This is a genomic window from Streptococcus sp. SM5, assembly GCF_027497975.1.
Genome location: NZ_JAJNSC010000008.1, coordinates 1 through 26,382 on the forward strand (window position 1 = coordinate 1; position 26,382 = coordinate 26,382).

Here is a 26,382-nt window from a genome sequence, read left to right on the forward strand (position 1 = left end):
TAAGCTGCGTCTTCTTTGTTGTCTGCAACCGCTTTGACTGCAAGAGCAACGTTGCGCACTGGCGCTTGAAGTACAGAAAGGAGCATAGAAAGAAGTCCTTCGCGGTTTGGAAGAGTTGCAAGAGCAAGAATCTCTTCTTTAGATGCGACAGCGCCTTCGATTGCACCACCTTTGATTTCAAGTGCTTCAGCGTTTTTAGAAAAGTCGTTCAAGATTTTCGCTGGTGCGATAACATCTTCGTTAGAAAATGCTACTGCAGATGGTCCAACAAATACAGATGCAAGATCTTCAAGACCAGCTTTTTCAGCTGCACGACGCAAGATTGAGTTTTTAATAACTTTATACTCAACTTCGCTTCCACGAAGCTCACGACGAAGAACTGTATCTTGCTCAACTGTCAAACCACGAGCGTCTACAACGACGATAGATGCAGCAGCTTTCATTTTTTCAGCTACTACGTCAACTAGTTCCGCTTTTTTAGCAATAATTGCTTCACTCATTAGTGTGTTCACCTCCGTTATTATTTTGCTTGGGGAAATTTTTCAAAAGAAAAACGCGCCCAAACCTAGACACGAAAGTACAATACGCTTCTTTTTACATGATACGTTTTGTCCTCGGTAGGATATTTATGAGTCGAGCTCCCCTACTGTCTTAGGCAGTTTTTTCAAACCGTATATAAGTATAGCATAGTAAAAAAAAGAATGCAAGATTTTTGCAAACTTTTTTTAAAATTTTTCGTGATTTTTCTTTTAAAGTTCTACTGTTAGTACTTGGCCTTGCTTAACAACCTGTTCTCCAGCGATATAAACATCATCAACATCACTGGATTTAACAGCATAGATGAGATGAGAAAGCATATTTTCCTGAGGTTGGAGATGAATTTTTCCTTGTGGTTGAATAACGAGAAAATCTGCTTGCTTGCCGACTTCTAGACTTCCTATCTGATTTTCCATTCCTAGAACCTTAGCCCCTTCGATTGTCAGTGCCTTGAGAGCTGTTTCGATAGGAAATTGGCTGGCATCCCCACTTTTCATCTTCTGAAGAAGGGCTGCAGTCCGTCCTTCCTCAAACATATCTAGATTGTTATTGGAAGCAACCGAATCTGTCGCAATTCCTACTGCCACTCCTGCTTTTTGCAGTTGAATGATGGGAGCAATCCCTGATGCCAGTTTGAGGTTACTAATAGGATTGTGGGCAATAGACACTTGAGAAGTTGCCAAGCGTTCAATTTCTCTCTCGTTTAATTCAACCCCGTGAGCAAAGACAGACGGATGATCTAAGTAACCCAGTTCTTCTAGAAAAGTAAGGGGGCGTTTGCCGTATCGTTTCAGGATAATTCCTGACTCCTCCTTGGTCTCCGCCACGTGGATATGGATTGGAATAGCAAGCTCTTTTGCCATGTCTAAACTTTCTTCCAGCAAGTCTCTATCACAGCTGTAGGGAGAATGTGGGGCTACCATCACCTTGAAATTTGGATTTTTATATCCAATAATTTCCTCAATGGTTGCTCGAGTTCTGCTTATGGTCTCAGCAGTTGTCTCTGCCTCTGAAGAAAAAAGAGTCGGTGAGAAATAACAACGCATCTTGGAAGTTTTCACTGCCTGATAAATCCGTTCAATATCCACACCATTGGGATTATACATATCGTTAAAGGTTGTTGTTCCCGACTGGAGCATCTCTATCATAGCTTCTTTAACCGCTCTTGTAGTCATGTCGGGAGTAAATCCTGCTTCTGCTGGCCAGATATAGTCATTAAGCCATTCATGGAGATTGCTATCATCTCGAATTCCTCTCAATCCTGTCATAGCAGAATGGGTGTGACAATTGACCAAACCAGGCATAATCCAGGCCCCCTGATAGTCTATAATCTGCTCAGCTTGCTCTAAAATCTCTGAATTCTCTTGACCGACATAGACGATTTGAGAATCCTTAACTGCTAAGATTCCATTCAGATAAACATGGAAATCTTGATCACAAGTCACGATATTTACATGCTGATAGACTTTCATTGTTTTTCTCCTTCTAAGGCCTTGATTTTTTCTAGCTATTGTAACAAAAAAGTCACCCGAAGGCAACTTTTTTCGTCCATAAACTTTCAAAAGAGAATGGCTTATTCAAAGCTAAAATCTGCTGCTTGCTGCATTTGATAATACTTACCCTTTCGAGCCATGAGTTCCTGATGGCTCCCATACTCAACAATGTCGCCATCCACCAAGACAAGAATCAAATCCGCATCCTGAATGGTTGACAAGCGGTGGGCAATGATAAAGCTTGTACGCCCCTTCATGAGTTTAGCAAAGGCATCCTGAACCAGCACTTCTGTCCGCGTATCGATGGAAGAGGTTGCCTCGTCTAAGATAAGAATCTTTGGAATAGTCAGAAAGACTCGGGCTATGGTCAAGAGCTGGGCCTGACCAACAGAGAGAGATTCTCCTGCATTTGCCAACTTGGTATCGTATCCCTGCGGCAACTGTTGGATGAAAAAGTCTGCATTGGCTGCTTTGGCAGCAGCAATCACTTGCTCCCGACTGGAATCAGGATTTCCAAAGGCAATATTATCATGAATAGTTCCTTGCTTGAGCCAGGTTTCTTGAAGCACCATTCCAAACTGCTGGCGTAAAGAGGCACGACTATAATCATAAATGGATTTCCCATCCAGCAAGATATCTCCTGAGTTAATAGGGTAAAAACGCATGAGGAGATTGATAAGAGTTGATTTTCCAGCACCTGTCGGACCAACAATAGCAACCTTGCTACCAGCTGGAATATCAATAGATAAATCCTTAATCAAAATCTTTTCAGGATGGTAGCCAAAAGAAACCTGTTTAAAGGAAATAGCTCCCTTAACTTGGTCACTAGTCAACTCTTCCTTACCTGTTTCAGCCACCTCAGGACTATCTAAGACTCCATAAACACGTTCTGCACAAGCCAAGGCACTTTGCAACTCAGCTAGCACTGAAGAAATATCATTAAAAGGCTTGGTGTACTGTTGAACATAGTTCAAAAAAGTCACTAAGCGTCCAATGGTCAAGGTAGAGCCTATCATGATACGATAAGCTCCCACTCCAGCTAGAAGGGCATAAATAAGCGCATTGACAAAGCGAGTCGAAGGATTGACCGTTGAAGAATAAAAGATAGCTGACTGTGAATAACCTGCATAGTTGTCATTAGCCTCACGCAGCCTTTGGATAAATTCTGCCTGAGCATTAAAGGACTGGATAATGGTCTGCTGGCTAAGAGATTCTTCAATCAACTGAGTTTGAATCCCCCTTGTCTCTGTTTGCTTTTGGAAGAGATGATAGGAGCGTTTGGCAATAAAGCGTGAGATTACCATAGACAGTGGCGTCAACAGCAAGACCAAAAGAGTCATGAGGAGATGAATTTGAAGCATGGCTAGAATACTAACCAAAATCATTAAGACACCAATGAAAAATTGGTTAAAAATCATGGTCAAGCCGGCTGCCAACTGTTCTATGTCTGTTGTTACACGACTAACCATCTCGCCACTGCCCTGCCGATCCACAAAAGCAATCGGTAAACGATGGAGCTTATGGATGATTCGCTCTCGCAAGTCTCTGGTATAAGAGAAGATTAGGTGATTATAAAGAAGAGGATTGGCCCATTGTACCAGAGTATTTCCTATGACTACCAAGAGCATCTGAAGGAAAATTTGCCAAAAAACTGGTGAGGAACCAGCCACTAGGACTTGGTCGATGACCTGCCCAATCAAGATAGGTAGGTAAATCGATAAACCAACTTGGGCAATAGTTCCTAGAAAGGCTAGGAAAAGGAGGAAGGGATGGCTTGCAAGGTCTTTAGCCAAACGTTTGAGCGTCTGTTTTGCAGTTTGTTGTCTCATGCTAGTCCTCCTTACCATGTTGGGATACATTGATTTCACGATAGACTTGACTGGTCTTCATCAAGTCATCGTGCTTGCCGATAGCTAGGAGCTCACCTTTTTCCAAGAGGAGAATCTGGTCTGCCATCTGAAGTGTCGAAGTCCGTTGAGAAATCAAGATTAAACTTGTATTTGGCAGGTTTTCTCGGATAGCTTTCAAGAGCTTGGACTCGGTAATGGTGTCCAGGGCCGAGGTCGCATCATCTAGGATGAGAAATGGAGCTTGGCGCAAGACTGCTCGTGCGATAGACAGCCTTTGTTTTTGACCGCCCGAGAAATTTCGCCCTCCTGCCTCAACTAGGGCATCCAATAGTCCTTCCTTTTCACTGATAAAATCCTTAGCTTGCGCAATCTCCAAAGCCTGCCAGAGTTCTTGGTCAGTCACTTCTTGATTTAAACCTAGAGTCAAGTTAGAACGAATGCTTCCCTTAAAGAGTTCGACCTTTTGGGGCACATAGGCAATCCATGACCGCCACTGCTCCAAATTACTAGGACTAGATCCATCTCGATAAGGGTAAATGCTCCCCTTATCTGCTGGATAAAGTCCAAGGATGAGTTGTACTAAGCTTGATTTACCGGAACCAGTTCCCCCAATGATACCAAGGATTTGTCCTTGAGTCATATCAAAGGAAATGTCTCTCAGAGAAGGCTGGGCCGCATCAGGATAGGTAAAGGTCAATTCTTGGACTTGTAAAACCTGATCACTGGTAGCTTGCTTTTGTTCTAATTTTGAATGGATGTCTTCTGGAGCTTCGGCAAAGACTTCCTCAATTCGCTTAGCTGAGATATAGGACTGGTTGAGAGAAGTTATCAGCATGGCTAGCTTGACCAATTCCACCAAGATCTGTAGGAGATAATTAATAAGGGCAATGAGAGCACCTTGACTTAGCAATCCTCCTTGAATAGAAACATATCCCTGCCAGATGATAACAAGGAGGGTTCCATTAACAATCAGATAGGTCAGAGGAGTTAATAAACTGGACCAGAAACCTGTCTTTTCTTGTAATCTAGCATAGACTTGGTTAAGAGTTTGAAAAATTTGTAACTCTCGTTTTTCTTGACCAAAAGCACGAATAACCCGCATTCCTTGTATTTGCTGACGCGTTTCTTGAACCAGTTGGTCCGTTTTCTTTCTCAGACTGCTGTAGAGAGGATTAACCAGTCTAGAGAGCCCTACAATAACAATGGTCAAAATGACAACCATGACCAAGAACCAAAGAGTCAGCTCAGCTGAGATTCGATAGGCCATAAAAATGGCTCCAAAAACGATAATAGGCGCTCGTAAAAAGAGACGCAGGAATTGATTGATACCAGTCTGAATCTGGTAGGTATCCGAAATCAAGCGAGTGACCAAGCTAGAAGTGGTCAAACGATCTCTGCTGTCCTTGGGCAAGGAAAGAATATGGCGATAGAGGTCACCTGTCAATTCTTTGGCAAATCCAACCGCAGCCTTAGCTGAGTAGAACTGGGCTATTAAGGCCACTAAAACGCCAATCACTGCAAAGATAAGGAGCAGGCCAATCTGCATCCAGAGATGACCTTGATTTTTCTGGGGTAAGGATTGATCAACAATCCCAGCAATCACCATGGGAACCAAGAGCTCAAACACAGCTTCTAGTAGTTTGAACAAGGGGGCTAAAATGGATTCCTTGATGTAGGGTTTAAAGTAAGATAGTAGGTGTTTCATAAATCCTTTCTATTCGTATTCTGGAAATGAAGAAAGTGGGAAGCACCCACCCTCTCTGATTTATTTGTTTAAGTAAGGTAGTAGATAGCCATATCCTTCTTCTTCCATCTCATCCTTGGCCACAAAGCGCAAGGAAGCAGAATTGATACAGTAACGGAGGCCACCAAACTCACGTGGTCCATCTGTGAAAACATGACCCAAGTGAGCATTTCCTGACCGAGAACGAACTTCGATTCGCTCCATTCCATGACTGAGATCCTTGTAGTAGTGAATCAATTCCTTGGAAATCGGACGACTAAAACTTGGCCAACCACATCCTGAGGCAAACTTATCCTTGGCGAAAAAGAGTGGCTCACCCGTCGTGATATCTACATAAATCCCTTCTTCAAAGGTTTGGTCATAGGCATTGGTAAATGGAGCCTCTGTCGCAGCTTCTTGGGTGACACGATAGGATTCTTCTGATAAGCTTTCCTTTAACACCTCTTGACTAGGCTTTTCATAGTTAGAGGCATCAATCAAAGGTTTCTCAGCATCGGTCACATCGATATGACAGTAACCTGAAGGATTCTTCTTAAGATAGTCTTGGTGGTAATCTTCAGCCAGAATGTAGTGGCGAAGTTTCTCCACCTCTACTGCAATCTTTCGCCCAAGCATGCGCTCCTGCTCCTGCACCACTGTGTAGATAGCTGGCAAGTCTGCTTCATCCTGGTAATAAATCCCAGTTCGATATTGGCGACCACGGTCATTCCCTTGTTGATTGACTGATAATGGATCAATAACACGGAAATAATAAAGCAAAATTTCTCTGAGTGATACTGCTTTCTCATCGTAAATAACTTGAACCGTTTCTGCATGGTCTGTTTCCTTGAGCAACTGGTAATTGGTCGTTTCAACTTGCCCATTAGCGTAGCCAACACTGGTTGCTAGCACTCCAGAAATGCGTGAAAAATACTCCTCTAAACCCCAAAAACAACCACCTGCTAAATATATTTCTGCCATCTTCGTTTCTCCTTTACCAAGTTTTTAACTAATACTCTTCGAAAATTAAATTCAAACCACGTCAGCTTCCATCTGCAGCCTCAAAACAGTGTTTTGAGCAGCCTGCGGCTAGCTTCCTAGTTTGCTCTTTGATTTTCATTGAGTATAAACTGCTTTTCAAAAAAAGGATAGGAAGCCCTCTGATCAAGAGTTTCCCCATCCTATCTTCTATTCTTTATTTTGCTTCGACACGGACACCTTGGGTATCAACTTTCAAGTCATGAAGTTTTCCTTTGAAGGGTTGCTTTTCCAATTCTGCCTTAATCGTTGGCATCTTGTCGTGAGAAGCCAAAACCATAACTGTCGGCCCAGCACCAGAAAGGTAGGTTGCATAGGCACCATTTTCTTTGGCTACTTGCTTAATCGTCGCAAATTCTCTCACCAAGTCCTGACGATAGCGCTCGTGGAAGAGGTCGCCCTCGATTGCTTGCCCAGCGGTCACCATGTCTCCTGCCAACAAGGCTGCAACCGCCACATTGGCGATAGAACTAGCCGCAACAGCTTCCTTGTAAGACAATTTCTTAGGCAAGACGCCACGGCTGTCTCGAGTACGCAATTCATAGTTTGGAATGTAGGCTAGAAAATCACATTCTGGGAAGTCTGCTACGATAGCAGAAACTTGCCCTTCAACGGAACTTGCAATAACGAGATTACCATAAATGGCTGGAGCCACATTGTCAGGATGGCCTTCAATCTTAGTCGCTAACTGCAATTTTTCATGATCAGACAAGTTGAGCTGGCCCAGTTGGTTGGCTAGTTCAATCCCAGCTACAATAACCGAGCTGGAAGAACCCAAACCACGCGCCAAGGGAACATCACTAGTCATTTTCAAGCGTCTAGGTTGCAAGTCTGGCACAATTTGCAAAGCAATTTTGAGCAAGAGATTACGCTCGTCATGTGGAATCCATTTGCCAATCTGGTGTTCAATCAGCCACTCTTCTCGTTCTTCACATACCTCAATTTGAAGATACTTGGTTACAGCTACACCGACCGAGTCAAAACCTGGCCCGATATTGGCACTGGTTGCAGGTACAATAATCTTCATCTTATTCTCCTAGCACCTTGAAGGTATTCAAGAGGTCGAATTCTGAAACCTTCTTCAATTCAGCTGAGACATTTTCAAGTTGGGCTTTATTAATCTTGTGTGTTATGATCACAACACGCGCCTTGTCACCATCTTTTCCATCTTGGAGGATTTGCTTGAAGGAAATATCTTGGGCATTAAAGATTTCAGCCAACTTCAAGACCTGACCTTTTGAGTCTGGAGCCAAGATTGAGAAGTAGTAATTTGCTTTAACATCTTCAGGATTTGCCAAGACCAAGTCACGGCTATATTCGTTGAAGTCTTTGCCAATGGTTCCATCATTCAGGCGACGAACGATACGGACAATATCCGCCACAACACTTGTTGCAGTTGGTTTTTGACCAGCACCTGGTCCGTAGTACATAGACTCACCGATACCGATAGATTCTACAAAGACAGCGTTCATTACCCCATTTACACTGGCAAGTGGATGCGCTTTAGGAAGGAAGGTTGGAGTCACTTCTGCAGCAATTCCTGAAGAAGTTTCCTCGATAGAACCAACCAATTTCACTACATAACCCAAGTCTTGGGCTACAGCTACGTCTTCTGGTGTGATGTTACGAATTCCCTTGTGAGCTACATCATCAAAGGCAACCTTCATGCCAAAGGCAAATTGGCTCAAAATCACCATCTTGTAGGCTGCATCAATCCCATCTACGTCATTTGTCGGGTCGCTTTCTGCAAATCCTAGACGTTGCGCTTCCGCAAGAGCATCATCGTAAGACCAGCCTTCTTCCACCATCTTGGTCATCATGAAGTTGGAAGTTCCGTTGACCACGCCAAGGACACGCGTAATTTTATCAGAAGCCAAGGAATTTGCCAAGGTACGAAGAATTGGAATCCCACCAGCTACTGCTGCTTCATAGTAAAGTGCTACCTTGTTAGCTTTAGCGATTTCTAACAATTCTGCACCATGGACAGCCAAAAGGTCCTTGTTAGCAGTAACAACGTGTTTTCCAGCTTCCAAGGCACGAGTGATAAAGGTTTTAGCAGGTTCGATACGCCCCATCAATTCCACTACGATCGTAATGTCTTGATCTGACAAAATGTCATCCACATTGGTTACAAAGTTAAAGTCATTCCCTGCTGCAAGCAAGCGATTCTTTTCATCTTCATCCTTGACCAACACCTTAGCAACTTCAATCTCTGAATGTGCCGATTGATTGATTTTTTTTCCATTTTCCTTTAGGAGGAAAGGCACACCACTTGCAACGGTACCAAATCCTAGTAAAGCAATTTTAACTGTCATGTTTGTCTCCTCGAAATTTTCTATTATAGCCATTATAACAGAATTTTGTGAAAATTCCTATCATAGTAATTCACTATTTCAGTATAGAAAAGAAAAAACGAATCAAACGATTCGCTCTTCTTATAATCTAGAAATAGCTTTCCAGAAATGATTATCCGATTTTTTGCAGATTGAGCACAGCATCGTGATTCATCAAGACTTGGCCATACTCTTGCAAGACTGAACGACTGATGTCACTATCGTCTGCAAACTCGCGCATACGGGCCAAAAGCCACGCTGGATATGGACTTGGATGATTTTCAATATCCACTAAAATGGTCAAATAATAGCGCTCATTCATCTTGTAGAGTTCAGAAGTTTCCATCTCAAATGTCACTGTCTTGGCAAAAGCCACCAAATCAGCTAACTTAGCAAAAGAAAGGATGTAGTAGATGTAAGGCTCTTTCTTGCTCTCAACTTCTTGTTCAACCTGTTCCTGCTCTTCTTCCTTGGCTTCGACTTGCTCTAGAGATTGAATGGCTTCGATATCATCCTTAGTTTTGTCCGCGATACTTTTTTCCAGGGTTTTGATAAATTCATCTGGCGACATTTGAGCCAATTCTTCCATGTCTGGCAAATCCGATAAGTCTTCAAAATCTAGATTTTGGTCAATCTTTGACTTGGTCACAAAGACGTCCACCTTATCAGGTTTTGGAGTCACACGGAAGCTCAACATGCCTGTATCTAGAAAGCTCTCAGGCATCTCTAACTCATCCAAGATAGCATAAAAGAACTCTTCTGTTTTTTCTTGAGGAACGAGAAAGTCAGCAATCTCCATCCCTCGATCCATCAAATCTTCTAAAGACATCGTGATTTTTAAAGTAGTATCACTGATTTGTTTCATTTTCATTGCTAGTAACCTCATACTTTCAGTTCTATCTATTATACTAGATTTTTACGATTTTATCAAAAGAATGAAGCGAGAATGTAATATAATACTAGAGACCATTTTACAATACAAGAAAGAAAGTACAATGAAAATATAAAAGTTAATGCACTGACTAGCTTACTAGTCAATGTTCTCAATATCGTTTTTCCTCTGATAACTAATCTTTATCTGACGCGGATTCTCAGCAAATCCAACTACGGTTATTTCAATACCGCCAATACCTGGGCTAGCTTTGTCATTCCTTTATCCGCCTTTGGGATTTACAACTATGGGATTCGAGCTGTCAGTAATGTCAAGGATGATAAGAATAAAATCAACTATGTCTTTTCTAAGTTGTTTTATATTTCTGTTTTCACTTCTATCCTGATGACTAGTATCTACTTCCTCATTATCTTTTTTGATACCAGCATTGAAAATCTGAAAGTTCTCTACTATATTTTAGGTGCACAAGCACTCTTCCAATTCCTCTATATTGAGTGGATGAATGAAACATATGAAAATTACTCCTTTATATTATATAAGACATTAATTATACGAATAGCCATGTTGGTTGCAATCTTTACCTTTGTAAAAACTCCAGACGATATCGTACCTTATGCAATCATTATGAGTGCAACAACAATTCTCAACTATCTACTCAGTTTTCTCTGGATTAAGCGAGAAGTTTCCTTTGTTAAGATCGGTCTTGTCGAATTAGTCAAAGCATCTAAACCACTCTTGACTATGCTTCTCCTAGCGAACGCCAACATGCTCTATACCTTACTTGATAGAATGTTTATCACCAAAGGCCCTGATGAAAACTATATTTCTTATTATACCATTACTTCTAGCATCGTCATGTTAATTGCCAGTGTCTTGAGTGGAGCTATCAACGTCAGTATTCCACGTCTAGGCTACTATCTCGGTAAAAAAGACTATGAGTCTTATAAAAATCTTCTAAATCAAGGCGCTGCCCTCTTTTACTTCCTCATCATTCCAACCAGTATTGGGATTATGGTATTAGGGAACTACGCAACTGTCATCTACTCTTCTGAAAAATACCTTGAAGCTGGTATTGTGACTAGTATCTTCGCCTTTCGAACTATCATTTGGGCCATTGAATTAATCCTTGGTAAGCAGATTATCTTCATCAACGACAATGAAAATCGTTTAACAGCCTTTTACTTTATTGGTGGCGGATCTAATATCCTACTCAACAGTATCTTGTATTTCAATAATATTTTTGCACCAGAGTACTACATTGCTACTACTATTATTGCAGAAACTGTAGTTGTTCTACTGGAAATTTACTTTATCAAGAAGCATCATCTGCTTGACTTAAAAGAAATCTTTACTACTTTAACACGCTATACTATTGTATCGCTCGGATTCATTCCAATTTATTTCACTTTTAAATTTCTTTTCCAAATCAACTCTTATACAGTCAACCTCAATATGATACTCATGGTACTCTCGACTGTTGCAACCTGTGGAATCTACTATCTCTTGATACTTTTTATCACAAAAGATAAAACATTCCATTATGCACTCAATCTTGTACTTACTAATATAAAAAGGTCTCTATAATATTTGTAGTGGGTAAATCCCCTATAGATATTATGGAGCCTATTTTGTTATAGAAAAAAAGTCCCATATGACCTATAATGAAAAGCGACAAAACAACTCATTAGAAAGATTCATATGGAACAATTATATTTTATCACAAAACTACTCGATATCAAAGACTCAAATATCAAAATTGTAGATATCATCAATATGGATACACATAAGGAAATCATCGCTAAACTGAATTACAATGCCCCATCTTGCCCTGAGTGCGGAAGCTAAAAAATTGCTCAAAAATTGATTGAAAAGACTTCTATGACCGATATTTCACGCCAGCTTTCCATTTCAACTTAAACTGTCATTCGAAAGCTCAGTGACTTCCATTTTAAACATGATTTTTCTCAACTTACCGAGATTATATCTTGGGATGAGTATGCCTTCACTAAGGGAAAAATAAGCTTTATTGCGCAAGACTCTGATAACCTCAATATCATCACTGTCCTTGAATGCAGAACACAGGCTATCATCCGAAATCACTTTCTGCGCTACGATAGAGCTGTTCGTTGTCAGGTGAAAATCATTACTATGGATATGTTTAGTCCCTACTATAACTTGGCTAAACAGCTGCTTCGCTTTAGAATTTCTAGACTCAGGCTAAAACAGTCCACTGGACTGTTTTACTCCAACATCTCAGCCGTGCTATGAGTCGTTTGCGTGTTCAAATCATGAATTAGTTCTATAGAAAATCCCATAAATACAAGGCCATCAAGCGCTACTGGAAGCTCATCCAACAGGATCGTCGTAAACTAAGCCATAAACAATTTTATCACCCTACTTTTCGTATGCACTTGACGAATAAAGAAATTCTAGATAAGCTTTTGAGCCATTCAGAATACTTGAGACACCACTCCAATGTCTATCAGCTCTTACTCTTACTCTTTCACTTTCAGAACAAGGAGCCAGACAAATTTTTCGGACTTATCGAGGACAATCTAAAGCAGCTTCACCCTATTTTTCAGACTGTCTTTAAAACCTTTCTTAAGGACAAAGAGAAAATAGTCAACGCTCTTCAACTACCTTATTCTAAAGCCAAATTAGAAGCAACCAATAATCTCATCAAACTTATCAAGCGAAATGCCTTTGGTTTTCGGAACTTTGAAAACTTAAAAAAACGGATTTTTATCTCTATGAACATCAAAAATGAAAGGACGAAATGTGTCCTTTCTAGATCTTAGCTTTTCTTCTACCCACTACAGTTGTAAAACTAAAAGGACTTAGTCCTGTGCAATACAGAACTAAATCCTTTCAATAATTATTTTTCCAACTTTTTGGGGTAGTCCACAACGTTCTCTCTTAAACTTAAATCGTAACAGAATCTTTATCCTTGAGCATATAGCGTTTTAAAGGAGTTAAGCTAGCTAGCCAGTACAATAGACCTCCAAAGATCGCAGTAAAGCCACTACCAGTTGTGAGCAGGAACATAGGACTCTGGATATGCTTTGTTATAGGATTGTAAACAAATAGTACCGCAACTAACAAAGAAATGATTACACAAGATAATCCTATCAGATTAAAGCCATTTGTAAACTCATAGGCGTCATGTCCTTCAAGGAAATAGGCTGAACGCAAATCGAGTTTTCGTTTTCTTAAGATAAAGTAGTCTACAACGATCATTCCAATAATGGGTCCTTGAATATAGGCCGCCAGCGAGATGAAGGAACCGAAGTATTCATCCACTCCTCCCCAGATGGTAAGTAGGCTCACATAAACCATGGCAATCCAAACCATTAGTTTATAGCTTACTTTGGGCATCCCGCTTTTTACAATCATACAGTTCACATACGATCCTGTACCCTGGGTTCCAATATTAGCAAAAGCTACTAGTAGTAAACTTAAAAGGGCAAAGGCAGGAGTACTTAGAGTGGAGAGCATCGTCGTTGGGTCACTTTCATAGACACCTGTTTTGACAAACATGGCTAGAGCCATCACCCCACCTGTAGCAGCGAAGAATGGCGCAACAACCCCATACGATAATGCTGTAGCCCAATAGCCACTACGTTCTGATTTTGCCAAACGTGGTAAGACAAAGGCTTGTGTAGACCAAGAAAAGGCTACGGCCACATTTCCTTCCCCTGACATCATAAAACGTTCAATCGGTGTCAAATTTTCTTGGATGGCAGGTTGGACATTCATAATATCCCTAATCGGAACCGCAACAAAACAGATTCCAACGATGATTAGCCCAACAAATAACAAGGCAACCACCAGAAAGCGATTAGTACCTTTAATCACCTCTGGGCCCCCAAGAGCAATCAGCGTTCCAAGGAGAACACAGAGGGTACCTAGAATCGGTGCCCATACTCCCTTGTCTAAACCAAGCCCAAAATTATTTGCCAAATGAATCATGGAGCTGGCAAAAAGATTGGCGGTAACAGCGTACCAACCAAAATTTGCCAGACTAATCACGGTTGATAGAACGGCCACCCCTTTTCTACCTAGAACGGCTCTCAACCAAATCCATAAATCAATTCCATATTTAACTGCAAACAAGATTGGGAGACATTCGATAAAAACCCAGATAATGTTAAAGCTAAAAATATTTATCAACATTTGATTAAAGGTCAAATATTGAGCCACATAGGCTCCTTGGGTATAACACCAGGTTGCGATGGCAAAACCACTTGTCGATAGGAAGAGATCCCAGAAAGAATACTGACGATCCTTGTTGGTCATGGGAACGATTCCCGTTATGGTCTCCTGTTGAATGAAGTCATTCATCTTGGACATTTTATTGAATACCTCCTGTCATGGCTAGGATAATCAGAATAAGGTTAATTAGAACTAAGACGATGACTATAGTAAAATCACTTTTTAGAAATGGCTGGGCAAACACATAGTTTGGTGATTCCATTTCTTCTAGCCTTCTTTTCGTTTCATTTGCTATTAATTCTTCAATTTCTGATGTCGGTTTCATCTTAATTATCCTCTAAGTATAAATCTAATGCAAGTTTTCCATACTGCTTGGTATAACGATACCAGATATAAAGAAATTCACCTACTGGTTTTCCAACGCTTTCTTGGAACAGGGCCCACAAGAACCAATAATATGAAGTCACTGATACATAGGCAAAATAGTGACGTTTGGTTTTCTTGTCTGGAACTTCTTGTAGATAGATTTCAAGTACCTTTTCAGCTTCTTCCACTGTATAATTTGAACATCCAATAAAGGTCCCTAAATCTCCCGCTGGATCTCCCATACCAGAATATTCCCAATCAATCAAGCTCATTTCGCCATCTTCATTCAACAAGAAATTTGGGCTATAAGAATCTCCATGGCAGAGAACCTTTTTCGCTTGATCTTCTTGTAAAAGCTTCTCGAGAACTGAGACATTCTTATCCAACTCTTCAAGCCCATCAAATTCAAAACGATTGCTGGCTTTTAATTTTTGTCTAAAATCATCAATTCCCTCAAATTGATCAAAAGAATGATCCGTTTTTTCTCCAGATTGGTGCAAGCGTCTCAAGAGCTCCATTGCTTTTGCTACATCATCCCAATTATCATAATCTAGTTGCTTGGCGTTAGGAATAAATTCTGAAATTTTCCAGCCCTCATCCTTGTTCATAGCAACAAAAGTAAGGTCAATCTTCAATTTTGTAGCAATTTCCATGGAAGCTGCCTCGCTAGCACGATCGATATAATTCTCCGTTCCTCTACCTGGATGACGGTAAACATATTTCTTTCCTAGGCAGTCAAATGAAAACGAAGTGTTGGTTAAACCGTCTTTTAGGGGTTTAATATTGACAATATCTGAAGCTATACATCCTAATGTCTTACAGATGTTATCAATGATTTCCGAATTAGTATTCACCAAATAGTGTTCATCAAACTGACGCAACTCATCTAGTGAATCAAACTCCTTAACAATGTCTGCTGAATAATGCCGAGCTTCCAAAGGAAGTTCTTTGACGTGACGACTATAATAATCTTCCCAGAGCTGTTCGCGATACGGCTCATGTTTAAATTCAGTTTCCAAAATATCTACGAATTTTTCACTAAATGCACGATCAAAATAAACGTGCCCCACCATAGCCCAAGTATTCGTCCCACCGATTTGAATATCGATAATCGTGTGATTGGAATCTTCCTTAGAGCAGTATTCGTCTGTGTCCCCTTCTGCAAATATAGTCGAATAATAACCTCTGTAAATGTATCGTTCAAACGGATTTTCTACAAAATAATTATCCGAAGAGCAGATATAAGTGTTGGAAAGTTGATCTCTGACTAGCATGAGAGAAGAACAGTTATTGTATTTGTAGTAATCATTATTCACAACGATTTTAACGCCAAACTTTTCTTCCAGATAGAACATTTTTTCTTGTAGATAACCTACAATAACGGTTATATCTTCTATTCCTGCTTCTTGCAGTTGTCTGATTTGCCTCTCTATCAAGCGTTCCCCCTTGACTTGAAGCAATCCTTTGGGAATTTCATAAGACAAAGGAGCAAAACGACTACTCATTCCAGCAGCCATTATAATAGCATTTTCTACTCGATAGGGTTCTAAAACGTTCTTGCCTAGTTCATTTAAGTGATGTTCCTCATCAATCCACTTCTCTTCTTTAAGTTTTCCAACCAATGCATTGACTGTTCCTAAAGATAAATCTAGCTGTTCAGCCAATTGTCTCTGCGTAAAGTTTTCGTCTTTGTGAATCAACAAAAAACGTAAAAGTTTAAATTGTTTTTCTGATAGCATATCCTTAACCTCTTTCGTTCAATATTTCTATCCATTCGATTATACAATGAACATTTGTTTTTGTCAAGTTAGATTCTATATTAAGAAAATAGGGAACTATAATATTTGCAGTGGGTAAATTCCCTATAGATATTATGAAGCCTATTTGTTGTAGAAAAAGTTCCGTAATATCTAGAATGAAAAATGACCAAACCATCATTAGAAAGAATCGTATGGAACAATTAAATTAACAGGGATACCCACAAGGAAATCATCGCTAAACTGGATAATGATGCTCTATCTCGTCCTAATTGCGCTAGCCAAATTAAGAAATATGAGTTTCAAAAATTGTCTAAAATTCCTTACCTTGAAACAATTGGTATCCCCAATAGAACCCCTTCTTAGAAAAGATGTTTCAAGTGCTATCATTGCTCGAAAATGACCCTCTCCAAAACTTCTCTCATCAATAAAAATTGAGCAAAAGTTGATTGAAAAGACTTCTATGACTGATATTGCACATCAGCTGTCCATTTCAACTTCAACTGTCATTCGAAAACTCAATGACTTTCACTTTAATCATGATTTTTCTCGTCTTCCTGAGATTATGTCTTGGGACGAGTATGCCTTCACTAAGGGAAATATGAGTTTCATTGCGTAAGGTTTTGACAATCTCAATATCATCACTGTTCTTGAAAGTGGAACACAAGCTATCATAAGTAATCATTTTCTGTGCTACGATAGAGCCGTTTGTTGTCAGGTGAAAATCATTACTATGGATATGTTTAGTCCTTACTATGACTTGGCTAAACTACTTTTTTCCATGTACTAAAATCGTTCTAGATCGTTTTCATATTGTACAACATCTCAGCCGTGCTATGAGTCGTGTCCGTGTTCAAATCATGAACCAATTCGAGCGAAAATCCCATAAATACAAAGCTATCAAACGTTACTGGAAGCTTATACAACAGGATAGTCGTAAACTGAGTGATAAGCGATTTTATCGCCCTACTTTTCATATGCACTTAACGAATAAAGAAATTCTAGACAATCTTTTGAGCTATTCAGAAGAGTTGAAACACCACTACAATCTCTATCAACTCTTGATTTCTCAATTTCAGAACAAGGAACCTGACAAATTCTTCGGACTTATTAAGGACAATCTAAAGAAAGTTCATCCTCTTTGTCAAACTGTCTTTAAAATCTTTCTAAAGAACAAAGAGAAAATCATCAATGCCCTTCAATTACCCTATTCCAACGCCAAATTAGAAGCGACCAATAATCTCATCAAGCTTATCAAACGAAATGCATTTGGATTTCGGAACTTTGAAAACTTCAAAAAACAGATTTTTATCGCTCTCAACAATCGAGTAGGGGATAATCTCTAGCTCCTCTCACACCACCGTACATGCCGTTCGGCATACGGCGGTTCAACTAAATTTTAACGCATGTCGTTCAAGGTAATAATCCAAACACGAAACCAGTCCACGTTTTTCAAGGACTGATTTTGATATCGCACGTTTAAGTATCAACTTCTGAGCTACTAATTGATAGTGGTCACCCCAGCCAGATACCTTATCTGCTGTCCATTTAGGAACCCCTAGTTTCAGTAATTCCCATAGTCGTCTAGATTTCTTCTTCCATTGCTTCCAGATAATCACTCGTAGGCGAGTACGCAAGCGCTCATCTATGCTAGTGACTATGTGCTTCATATTTCCCAGCGAGAAATAGTTTATCCATCCTCGAATAGACAAATTCAGTTGCTCAATACGTCTTGTTAAGTCTATACTCCATTTCCTCTGTGTTAGTTTCTTCAATTTAAGCTTAAATCTCCGAACACTATCTTGATGGGGGCGACTTTTCCAACCAACTGATGATTTCCAGAACCCAAAGCCTAAGTATTTCAACTCGCTTGGTCTGGCAATCTTAGTCTTGATCATGTTTACTTTCAAACCTAGCCGTTTCTCAATAAAACGACTGACTTAATATATCACACGCTTAGCGGCTGCCTCGCTTCCGACCGTAATCACACAATCATCTGCGTAGCGCACAAATCGAAGTCCCCTCTTTTCTAATTCCTTGTTCAATTCATTTAGCATGACATTAGATAAGAGATGAGATAAATTTCCTCCCTGTGGTGTACCAACTAGCGTTTTATGACACTGACCGTTAATGATAACACCTGAATGAAGATACTTACGAATCAAGTATTCCGTATCTCCGTCTTCGATAATATTATGTACTAAGGACATCAATCTATCTTGAGGAACCGTATCGAAAAATTTCTCTAGGTCTATATCCACTATCCACTCATAGCCGTCATTTAAGTACTCTAAGAGCTTCATGATGGCTTTTTCACATGACCTATTTGGTCTGAAGCCATAACTCGTATCTGAGAAATGGGGTTCACAAATGGGGTTAATGACTTGGACAATGGCCTGTTGAATCATTCTATCCATAACTGTTGGAATTCCTAGTTGACGGATGCCTCCGTTTGGTTTGGGAATCTCAACTCTAAGAACTGGTTGAGGCTTATATTTTCTCTGTTTTATCAGTTCCTTAGTCAGGCGCCAGTTGTGTCTGAGATAGTCATCCATCTCTTCGATAGTAATTCCATCAATCCCAGTTGAGCCCTTATTGGATTTTACTTGATTGTGGACTTCCAGCATATTTTCGCGTGATAATATCTTATCTAGCAATTTTGACATGTGCGTATTCCTTTCTTGTTTTGATGCCTGAGGGACATCTTATATTGGTGAACCTTCACCCAGTCATACGTGACAGAGTCCAGTTCTATTAGACCTCTCGTTTTACAGACACAAGTGAAGTAGGATTACTTCGATTTGTTGGTCACCCCTCCGCTCCACTTCCATTACAGAAGCTTCCTCACTACTATGGGCTCGGCTGACTTCTCATGATTCGTTGTTACTACGCTTTCAGCTCTCATGAGATCTCACGGGATAAGTCGTACATCTTTCCTCGTTTATACAAGATACGAGGACGTTAAAAGGTTACAGTGAAAATAGGAAATCTGACGCAGAGTCTTTAGACTCTAGGAAAATTTATCTTTTTCACACAAACCTTAGTCCGAATTCAATTACTCTCGTGATTTACGCATATAGATTACGACTACTTTTTTGGACTTTAGAGTTTTAAGCCTCCTTATCCACTATATACGCCTTACTATCACGTTCCTGTTCGTAGAGCCACGATTTCGCTATCCCTTCCTCTGACGACTCTTATTTCTAGCGTCAGACTTAAAACGGTCTATCCCCAGACCGTTTTAATCCGCTACCTCACGATAGTCAGACTTGGGAATCGCTATTGGGTTCACCAGTAGCGGGTGCCCACGGAGGACTTACACCTCAGATGCACGACATGCCCGTCGTACTTAAAAAAGAAAGGACGAAATGTGTCCTTTCTCGATCTTAGCTTTTATTAAACCCACTACAGTTTACAAAGAGTTGACATATGTACATAATCTAACTGATAATTTCAACATCCTTATAACTACACAAGCGATGAAATACTTCGCTTAAACTACTTCGATATTGATTATAGACTACTTTTCGTCTATACAAGATGTGATACTTACAGCGCCACTTTGTGTACGATAAACTATGAGACTTTTGTACCATATTTTTTCACTTTTCGATTTACAGAAATAACTTTATTGTATCGCATTTGAAGTTTTTAGGCTATAACCTTCGACGCGCACCTAACGGAGCGATAAGGATCAATAGTCATATAATTAAAACAAAGTACCCTTAGCTTTCTAAAAGAATAGTATAACTCCCTGACTTAGATTTTACATTAATAAAGTGGATGCGGATAATTTGGCAGCCATAATTAAAGGACATACAAGAAAACTAAATAATATTAAATTTCTTATCATTATGTTCTTCATGTATATCACACTTTCCTTTACCATCTCTACAGACTACAATTTGGAATATTTTCTGCTGATGTATAAAAAATTGATCTTAGTAAACTAGAACTCCTTTTTGTGTCCAAGCTTGTATAAGAATATCAATGTCCTAATCTCCTCAATAGACACTCACAAGATTTGTTCTCTCATAAAACAGAATTACTTCTCCACCTTGCGAAAAGCTTTTATACTATGACTATACCACTCCTGCATTTTTTTTGAAGGAAAAGTCATGTAATCGCCATACATCTGGGTTAAAAAGACATCATAATTTTTAGGAATTGGTAACATTCTTCCCTCAAACTCTGTTAAGATTAACTCTTTGAAAGTATTTATTTGGAAAACACCCTTCATTCCCTCTTTATCAACTCCAACCATTCCCTCATATTTCGGCTGTTCTACAACACTATTCTTAACTAACTTATCTATTTTCTTATAGAAGTATCTCGGATTAACAAATCGGAGGGCGTACCAACTGCATAATCTTAGAAAATCTTTTAACTTGCTGTCACCGTGAACCGCGCGTGATTTTTTGATATAAGCTAGTTGACGAAGGGCCACATACTTATAACTCTTGTCAACAATGCTCAAATCTGTAAATCGATCAATTGGAAATACGTCAATAAAGAGACTAGTGTCATGACGCTTGTACTTGACATGGTCTTCGATAACAGTAGAAGTGTCCAAAATCGATGCAAAATTATGGAAGTACCAAGAAGAAGTGTCGTAGGAGAGAACCTTATAACGTGGATGGTCTTCTTCCTCAATGATCTTCAATAAGCGCTCATAATCTTCACGATAGAGAGAAATATCAATATCATCATCCCAAGGAATCATACCTTTGTGGCGGATAGCACCAAGCATGGTCCCATAACTGAGAAAATAAGGAATATTGTGTTTCTTACAAGTCTCATCAATATAATCTAGCAGAGCTAGTTGAATTTCTTTAATTTCTTCTTTTTCTAAATATTGCATCCTAATCCTCCAATTTGTAGGCATGAAATTCATGACTGTAGAAGCGTTTTTCTTCAGGTGGCAAGGTCATATAATCCCCATAAAATTGAGTCAAAATAGTATCAAATTTTTCAGGTGCAGGAAGGCTTAAATTCTCAAAGGGTAAATCAATTGTTTTATCAAAGGTACCACTTGGGAAGACTTCCTTTTCTTTAAGTTTAGAAGGGATAAAGGCCATATATTGTCCATTCTCACGACTATATTTTTGAATTTCTTTCTCGATTTTATTTGCAAAATAACGAGGAGAAACAGGTCGAAGGAGCAACCAGAAGGCTGTTCGTATCCAATCTTTTAAAATGCTATCCTTATAGACAATATTTTTGTGTTTACTGAAAGATAGAAGTTTGAAGCTTTCCAGCTTATAACAAATATCAATAACCTTAGGATCATCAAATCGGTCCATAGGGAAAATGTCGATAAAAACACCTGACTCATAGGTTTTTGTATTCCGAGTATCAATAATTTTAGTCGTACTGTCTATTATTTTGATAAAGTTGTTAAAGTAGTTCTTATCAGTTTCTAAGGAAAGGAGCTTATATTTGCTTTTTTCCTTTTGAAAAATGTTAATAAATCGTTGATAGTCTTCTCGAGGCATGGATAAATCAATATCGTCATCCCAAGGAATAAAGCCCTCATGTCGAACTGCCCCAATCAGCGTCCCGTAGTTAATAATATAGTTGATATTGTGCTTTTTACAGAGAGTATCAATGTAATCCAAAATTTCTAATTCAATTTGTTTGGCATCTTCAATGGTTAGTTTTTTCATTTTAAACTCCTATGATTTTTTGAATTTATTTTTTAAGGCTAGAACATGGTTTAAAAATTCATAGAAAATGCTATCTTTGGTAAAGACAAGTAGACCAATATAAGAGATGGCTGATAGCAAGACAATCAAACCAGTGTTAATCAAAAATGGCAAATTAATGACCATATCCACGGGATACAAGAAATTAATCAGGAAATAAATTGCTACAAAGGAAAGTGAAAAGAGAGAGTATCGAACAGTATAGCTAAAGATATGTCCCAGGTGAATAAGCTGTTTTCTATAGATGAAAATGATATAGAAAACAAGTAGAGAGGCCTCTGATAGCATAGTTGTCAGTAAGTAGTATTCAGGAGCCACGATGTGGTTGAAAAAGAGGAGACTATTTAAGCCCAAATTGAGTAATCCTGCAAAGACTGTATAGACTGTGATTCGTTTTTCATAGCCATTTGTAAAGAGAATTTGGGAACCAAGAATGGTATCCAGTGCCAGGATAATCGTACGAAAAGCGAAGAGAGAGGTTAAGATTCCGCCTCCGATATATTTTTCACTACCATAAAGTAGGATAGCATTTGGTCCTAAAACCATGAGTCCGAAACTGAGTGGAATGATAAAGAAGTTAAAGATTCGACTTCCTCTGTTAACCAGAGAAACATAGGCTTCTTTGTCTCCTTTACCCAAATAGTAACTGAGACGAGGCACACTCACTCCGATAGCTCCTGTTACAACCCCAGCTATAACGGTCACAATTCGTTGAGCTATGATATAGTAACTAACGTTAACATCAATCCCTGTTTTAACGAGAAAGAGACGATCCAAAAAAGTGAAGAGCATATTGGCATTAGCGAAGACCAACATGGCTGTCAAAGGGAGAAAGAGTGGTTTAAAATAACTTAGGTGAATCTTAACAAGTTTGATGTCCCTTTTAATCCAAAAATAACTAATCAGATAGTTAATCAGTGTCGATAAACTCATCACAAGTGTATAGACAACAATATCGTGCTCATTTTTGACAAAAAGGAAAATAGAGACCAACATCAGGATACGGATGAAGGCAGTTTTGTAAAAGAGAAAACTGTAATTTTCCAGAGCTTCATTGACCCATTCGATTGAAAAAATCTGGGCAATGAGTTGAATCCCCATAACAAGGTAGACCTTTTTGACGATTGGATTATCAGTAAAGAAGAGAGGATAGGATAGGATATAGACAGCAGTGGTCAAAATCGTACAAGCTATGCACAAATAAAAAAGACTAGAGAAGGTTCTATTCAGATCTTTTTTGTTATCCTTGACATTACTGATGGCCCGTAAACCGTAGTTATAGACTCCATAAGTTGCAAAGGGTAAGAAAAATGACAAAATTGTGTCGACTGAGTTGAAGTAACCATAGTCAGTACGATCCAAGACACGCGCGACGTAGGTACCAGTTAAGATGGGAAAAATAATATTCAAGACACGAATTCCCATGTAAGATAGAGCATTTAATTTTATACTTTTCATTCAATTTACCTCGTTTTCATTATATCATAAAGTTAGTTAAAATAACTCTTTTGTTTTCAACAACTAGTCTTTAATTATTTTAAAACATTTTTAGGAACTCAAATCCTCAAAAATTTAAGATTAAAAACTAACTTTTTGAGTATTTCAAATAAAATTTATTGAACTTTAACCAAGGACAAATATATCGTTAAAAAAGCAAAGAACTCCAATTGGGATTGAAAATACAAAAATTATCAAGCCTTAATTATTTAGTTACAGTACGATAATTATAATAAGATTGAAAGTTTATGATTTATATCTTTCATAGAAGTCTTTTCAATTAACTTTTAAGTAATCTTTGAATTGAGAATCTAACGGATTTGTTGATATTCTTTACTAGAGGACTCTCAGTGACTACTATCTTCTAACAACACAACAAAATAGACTCCATAATATCTATATGGAGGGTACCCACTACAAATATTATGGAGCCTCAAAATCGACTCTTCGCCAACTTTAGAGATTCGATGTATCAGAATGCTTATAATTTAAAGGTTGCTACACCGAGGATAGAACGATTTAAGTTTCGAAGAATTTGGAGACTTTGTTCAAATTTCTTATAACGAGTCACTCCATACTCTTCAACAAGAAGGACTGTATCTCTTTCCAAAAGAGATGGTACATCCTGTAAATCGACAAAATGAATTCCTTTTAAAGCCTCTTGATTTTGTTTCAATTTATCTAGGATAGCTTTATTTGAGCTAACAATTGTTAATTCTTGTCCAGCATTTTTGTATGACAGAACATCTGCTAGGTTAGCAATTGTTGTAATCTCTGTCACAAAATCAATTTGATACTGAGAAAAATCACCTGCTCTATTGATTGTTGGGTTAAAGAGATAAACCAACACATTTCCCATCACAACCAAAATCACACAGACTACTCCAATAACAGCTAAACGGAGAATCAAATTCTTCACATTCAACCCAAGCGCTGTCTCACCATTTGCATTCAATTCTTTAGAGTTGATGGTTTCCAACTTTTCAATTTTCACATTTGCATAAGTGTGTTTAAATTTCTCAATCAATCCATCAATCTTTTTCTCTAACAAGTCATTAGCGTCTTTACTTGGTGTCAAAATTTTCACACCAACCCCTGCATCGTCAATCATATAGTAGACGGTCAATTTTTTCCACCAATAGTCACTTGTAGAGTTTTTCAAGGTTGTTTCTGTCGTATCCAATTCACTAGCAATTTTTTTCAACTCACTAGACTCTACATCATTGAAAAGATAAGCTCCATTCAAGTTCCCATCAATCAATTTCCCGTAGAAATCACTATAACCACCAATTTGATGATTCAAAATCGTTTTAGCTGAATCTTCCGGAGGAGTGATTTTATAGCTGATATAAGTTGAATAACTTGTTGTGTCTTTGACAGTATTTTTATTCTTAACTGCTTTAATTGTAAATGGCACAGCAATGAGAGCAAATAAAGCGATGAGAGCTAAAATATTTGCTTTTCGTTTTTTGTAAAGATTTGCAAACAAATCAGCTACTGAATAATGTTCAAACATGATTTTTTTCTCCTTTGTTTAGTAGATACTGGTTCTCTTTTGTAAGCATTTTCGCTACGAATATAATCACAAGAACAATTCCCCAGAATTGCATTGTAAATAAATTGAAGAAACTTTCTGAAAAGCTACTTCTTGGCATAAAGAATAGATTATTCAAAATGAGTAGGGACAAGGCAAATAAGATTGTTCTTGAACGATAGGCTACTTGCAACATGGCTATGAATAGCATACCTAGCAAGAGACTAAGTAGAAAGACTCCTATCATACCATAGTCGGTATACAACTCCATAATGTAGCTACTTCCGATACCATGTCCTTTCAAGTATTCCTTGTTCAAGACAAGATAGGATAGATTATGGGCATAACTATTACTATCAATAGCTAGTTCCACACTATTGGTTGTATGTTCAAAGGCTTTTCCTCCGAAAATGGCCCCTAAACTTCCCCTTGCAAAATAATCAATAACAGGACCAAAAGTAAAATTGCGTAAATCTCGGTAAGGTAGGCTACTGTTAAATAGAAAACCTCGAGCCAAAACACCAAAACTGGTTCCTTGTTTATAGATAAAGTCAAGCAGGATATCCCAGAAACCTGTATGGGAAACTTGGACATTATCCCGTACATAATTGAGTATTCCCATCGCTAACATGAGAATAGGAGAACCTACAAAAATCGCTAACTTTTCTTTAAATCCAATCCATTTTCCCTTTTCTGTTTGCTCCCGCATAAAGTAATAAACGAAAGCAAATAGAATACTTAAAATAAAGGGATTGCGTGTCCCGATTGCCAAATGAATAGTATTAGCTGCAATAAAGGAGACAAGCACTGCTGTTGCCTGCAATTTCTTTGGCTTGGTTGCCAAATACATACACATTGCATAGACCGTAAATGTTGATAAGATATAGGTAAAATAAGGTAGTTTACTTTCAAAGTTTGCATAGTAGGCATAGTAGGAAGTCTGCAAGCGATACAGGAGCCGTTCAAATAACCGAATGAAATAGAAAGGATAGGTTAGAAGAAAAACTCCTAGCGATACAAAGCGCAACCGCTTGATGTAAACATCTTTTAGAGAACTTCCTATCTTGGGTACTTTTATTTGCTTTCTAGCTATAAAATAGCGAGCTAGGAGCCCCCCTGTGGTCAATCCCAATATCGAAACCATGACGACTATAAAGGCAAAACGATAGGCTATGGGATGATAGGTATCCAAAGCACCATCCCTAAAATAATCAATGGTCGGCCTTGATACCAGAAATACAAAAATAGTTAAAAAGAAAATAAAATGGATTAAGTAATACTTGATATCATTCCAACAAGCAATTAAGCTACTAACCAGTAAGAACAATAAAGTAGAAAGCAAGCTAACATTGTTATTATTAAACAGATACACAATTCCACTTACTAGCGTCAAGGCATAGCTGACTATGGTCAAACTAAATAATAATCGTTTCCCATCAATCACT

17 protein-coding genes, 4 pseudogenes and 1 other annotated feature are annotated in these 26,382 nt (G+C 38.7%); of the genes and pseudogenes, 3 read left to right on the plus strand and 18 right to left on the minus strand.

The features are described from left to right. From rplJ to mecA, 8 genes are all read right to left on the minus strand, one after another. Nucleotides 1-500, minus strand: a 500-nt coding sequence (rplJ, locus tag PAN07_RS07405; RefSeq protein WP_001287277.1) for a 50S ribosomal protein L10, incomplete at its 3' end; no start/stop codon positions are given. A gap of 38 nt (nucleotides 501-538) precedes the next feature. Continuing rightward, nucleotides 539-674, minus strand: a sequence feature (ribosomal protein L10 leader region). Nucleotides 675-749: 75 nt separating this feature from the next. Continuing rightward, nucleotides 750-2,009, minus strand: coding sequence for a TRZ/ATZ family protein (locus PAN07_RS07410; RefSeq protein ID WP_084862397.1), 1,260 nt, complete (start codon nucleotides 2,007-2,009; stop codon nucleotides 750-752). Between the two features lie 101 nt (nucleotides 2,010-2,110). Continuing rightward, entirely contained in the window at nucleotides 2,111-3,859 is a 1,749-nt protein-coding gene (locus tag PAN07_RS07415; protein WP_084862399.1) for an ABC transporter ATP-binding protein, read from the minus strand. Between the two features lies 1 nt (nucleotide 3,860). Continuing rightward, a complete protein-coding gene (locus tag PAN07_RS07420) occupies nucleotides 3,861-5,585 on the minus strand; it encodes an ABC transporter ATP-binding protein (RefSeq protein WP_084862401.1) in 1,725 nt (574 codons plus the stop codon). A gap of 60 nt (nucleotides 5,586-5,645) precedes the next feature. Further along, on the minus strand, nucleotides 5,646-6,584 hold the full coding sequence (msrB, locus tag PAN07_RS07425) for a peptide-methionine (R)-S-oxide reductase MsrB (RefSeq protein ID WP_084862403.1): 939 nt from the start codon (nucleotides 6,582-6,584) through the stop codon (nucleotides 5,646-5,648). A gap of 214 nt (nucleotides 6,585-6,798) precedes the next feature. Beyond that, nucleotides 6,799-7,668 carry a homoserine kinase gene (gene thrB, locus PAN07_RS07430; RefSeq protein ID WP_084862405.1) on the minus strand — a complete coding sequence of 290 codons (870 nt, stop codon included), beginning with the start codon at nucleotides 7,666-7,668 and terminating at the stop codon, nucleotides 6,799-6,801. Between the two features lies 1 nt (nucleotide 7,669). Then, nucleotides 7,670-8,956: a homoserine dehydrogenase gene (locus PAN07_RS07435; RefSeq protein WP_084862407.1), complete on the minus strand. Its 1,287-nt coding sequence runs from the start codon at nucleotides 8,954-8,956 to the stop codon at nucleotides 7,670-7,672. A gap of 151 nt (nucleotides 8,957-9,107) precedes the next feature. After that, entirely contained in the window at nucleotides 9,108-9,845 is a 738-nt protein-coding gene (gene mecA / locus PAN07_RS07440; RefSeq protein ID WP_269797639.1) for an adaptor protein MecA, read from the minus strand. Nucleotides 9,846-9,950: 105 nt separating this feature from the next. On the opposite strand from mecA, the gene PAN07_RS07445 reads away from it, so the two are divergent. Continuing rightward, the gene (locus tag PAN07_RS07445; protein ID WP_247933422.1) at nucleotides 9,951-11,450 is read left to right on the plus strand and encodes an oligosaccharide flippase family protein; all 1,500 of its coding nucleotides are present in this window, start codon (nucleotides 9,951-9,953) and stop codon (nucleotides 11,448-11,450) included. A gap of 114 nt (nucleotides 11,451-11,564) precedes the next feature. After that, nucleotides 11,565-12,664, plus strand: a pseudogene (locus tag PAN07_RS07450) (transposase). 124 nt (nucleotides 12,665-12,788) lie between these two features. On the opposite strand, the gene PAN07_RS07455 reads toward PAN07_RS07450, so the two are convergent. From PAN07_RS07455 to PAN07_RS07465, 3 genes are read right to left on the minus strand one after another with little or no spacing between them, the layout of a single operon-like run. Then, entirely contained in the window at nucleotides 12,789-14,216 is a 1,428-nt protein-coding gene (locus tag PAN07_RS07455) for a cytosine permease (RefSeq protein ID WP_084862413.1), read from the minus strand. Between the two features lies 1 nt (nucleotide 14,217). Next, a complete protein-coding gene (locus PAN07_RS07460) occupies nucleotides 14,218-14,403 on the minus strand; it encodes a hypothetical protein (protein WP_060805305.1) in 186 nt (61 codons plus the stop codon). A gap of 1 nt (nucleotide 14,404) precedes the next feature. Then, nucleotides 14,405-16,183 carry a phosphotransferase gene (locus tag PAN07_RS07465; RefSeq protein ID WP_084862415.1) on the minus strand — a complete coding sequence of 593 codons (1,779 nt, stop codon included), beginning with the start codon at nucleotides 16,181-16,183 and terminating at the stop codon, nucleotides 14,405-14,407. A gap of 183 nt (nucleotides 16,184-16,366) precedes the next feature. Here PAN07_RS07465 and PAN07_RS07470 point away from each other — a divergent pair. Then, a pseudogene (locus PAN07_RS07470) lies at nucleotides 16,367-17,547 on the plus strand (ISL3 family transposase). 42 nt (nucleotides 17,548-17,589) lie between these two features. Here the strand turns inward: PAN07_RS07470 and ltrA are convergent. The 7 genes and pseudogenes from ltrA to PAN07_RS07505 all read right to left on the minus strand — a co-directional run bounded on the left by ltrA (nucleotide 17,590) and on the right by PAN07_RS07505 (nucleotide 26,381). After that, nucleotides 17,590-18,867: pseudogene (ltrA, locus tag PAN07_RS07475) on the minus strand (group II intron reverse transcriptase/maturase). A 780-nt stretch (nucleotides 18,868-19,647) separates the two neighbouring features. Beyond that, nucleotides 19,648-19,797 (minus strand): annotated as a pseudogene (locus tag PAN07_RS07480) (IS200/IS605 family transposase); the annotation flags it as partial. 449 nt (nucleotides 19,798-20,246) lie between these two features. Beyond that, nucleotides 20,247-21,062 (minus strand): phosphorylcholine transferase LicD, encoded by an 816-nt coding sequence (locus PAN07_RS07485; protein WP_084862417.1) that lies wholly within the window; start codon nucleotides 21,060-21,062, stop codon nucleotides 20,247-20,249. Nucleotide 21,063: 1 nt separating this feature from the next. Then, a complete protein-coding gene (locus PAN07_RS07490) occupies nucleotides 21,064-21,867 on the minus strand; it encodes a phosphorylcholine transferase LicD (protein ID WP_084862419.1) in 804 nt (267 codons plus the stop codon). Between the two features lie 9 nt (nucleotides 21,868-21,876). Further along, entirely contained in the window at nucleotides 21,877-23,364 is a 1,488-nt protein-coding gene (gene tacF / locus PAN07_RS07495) for a type IV teichoic acid flippase TacF (protein WP_084862420.1), read from the minus strand. Between the two features lie 520 nt (nucleotides 23,365-23,884). Continuing rightward, nucleotides 23,885-24,919 (minus strand): prephenate dehydratase, encoded by a 1,035-nt coding sequence (locus PAN07_RS07500; RefSeq protein WP_265465757.1) that lies wholly within the window; start codon nucleotides 24,917-24,919, stop codon nucleotides 23,885-23,887. Then, nucleotides 24,912-26,381 carry an O-antigen polysaccharide polymerase Wzy family protein gene (locus PAN07_RS07505; protein ID WP_033684924.1) on the minus strand — a complete coding sequence of 490 codons (1,470 nt, stop codon included), beginning with the start codon at nucleotides 26,379-26,381 and terminating at the stop codon, nucleotides 24,912-24,914. Before PAN07_RS07505 ends, PAN07_RS07500 begins: the two co-directional genes overlap by 8 nt. Between the last annotated feature and the right edge of the window lies 1 nt (nucleotide 26,382).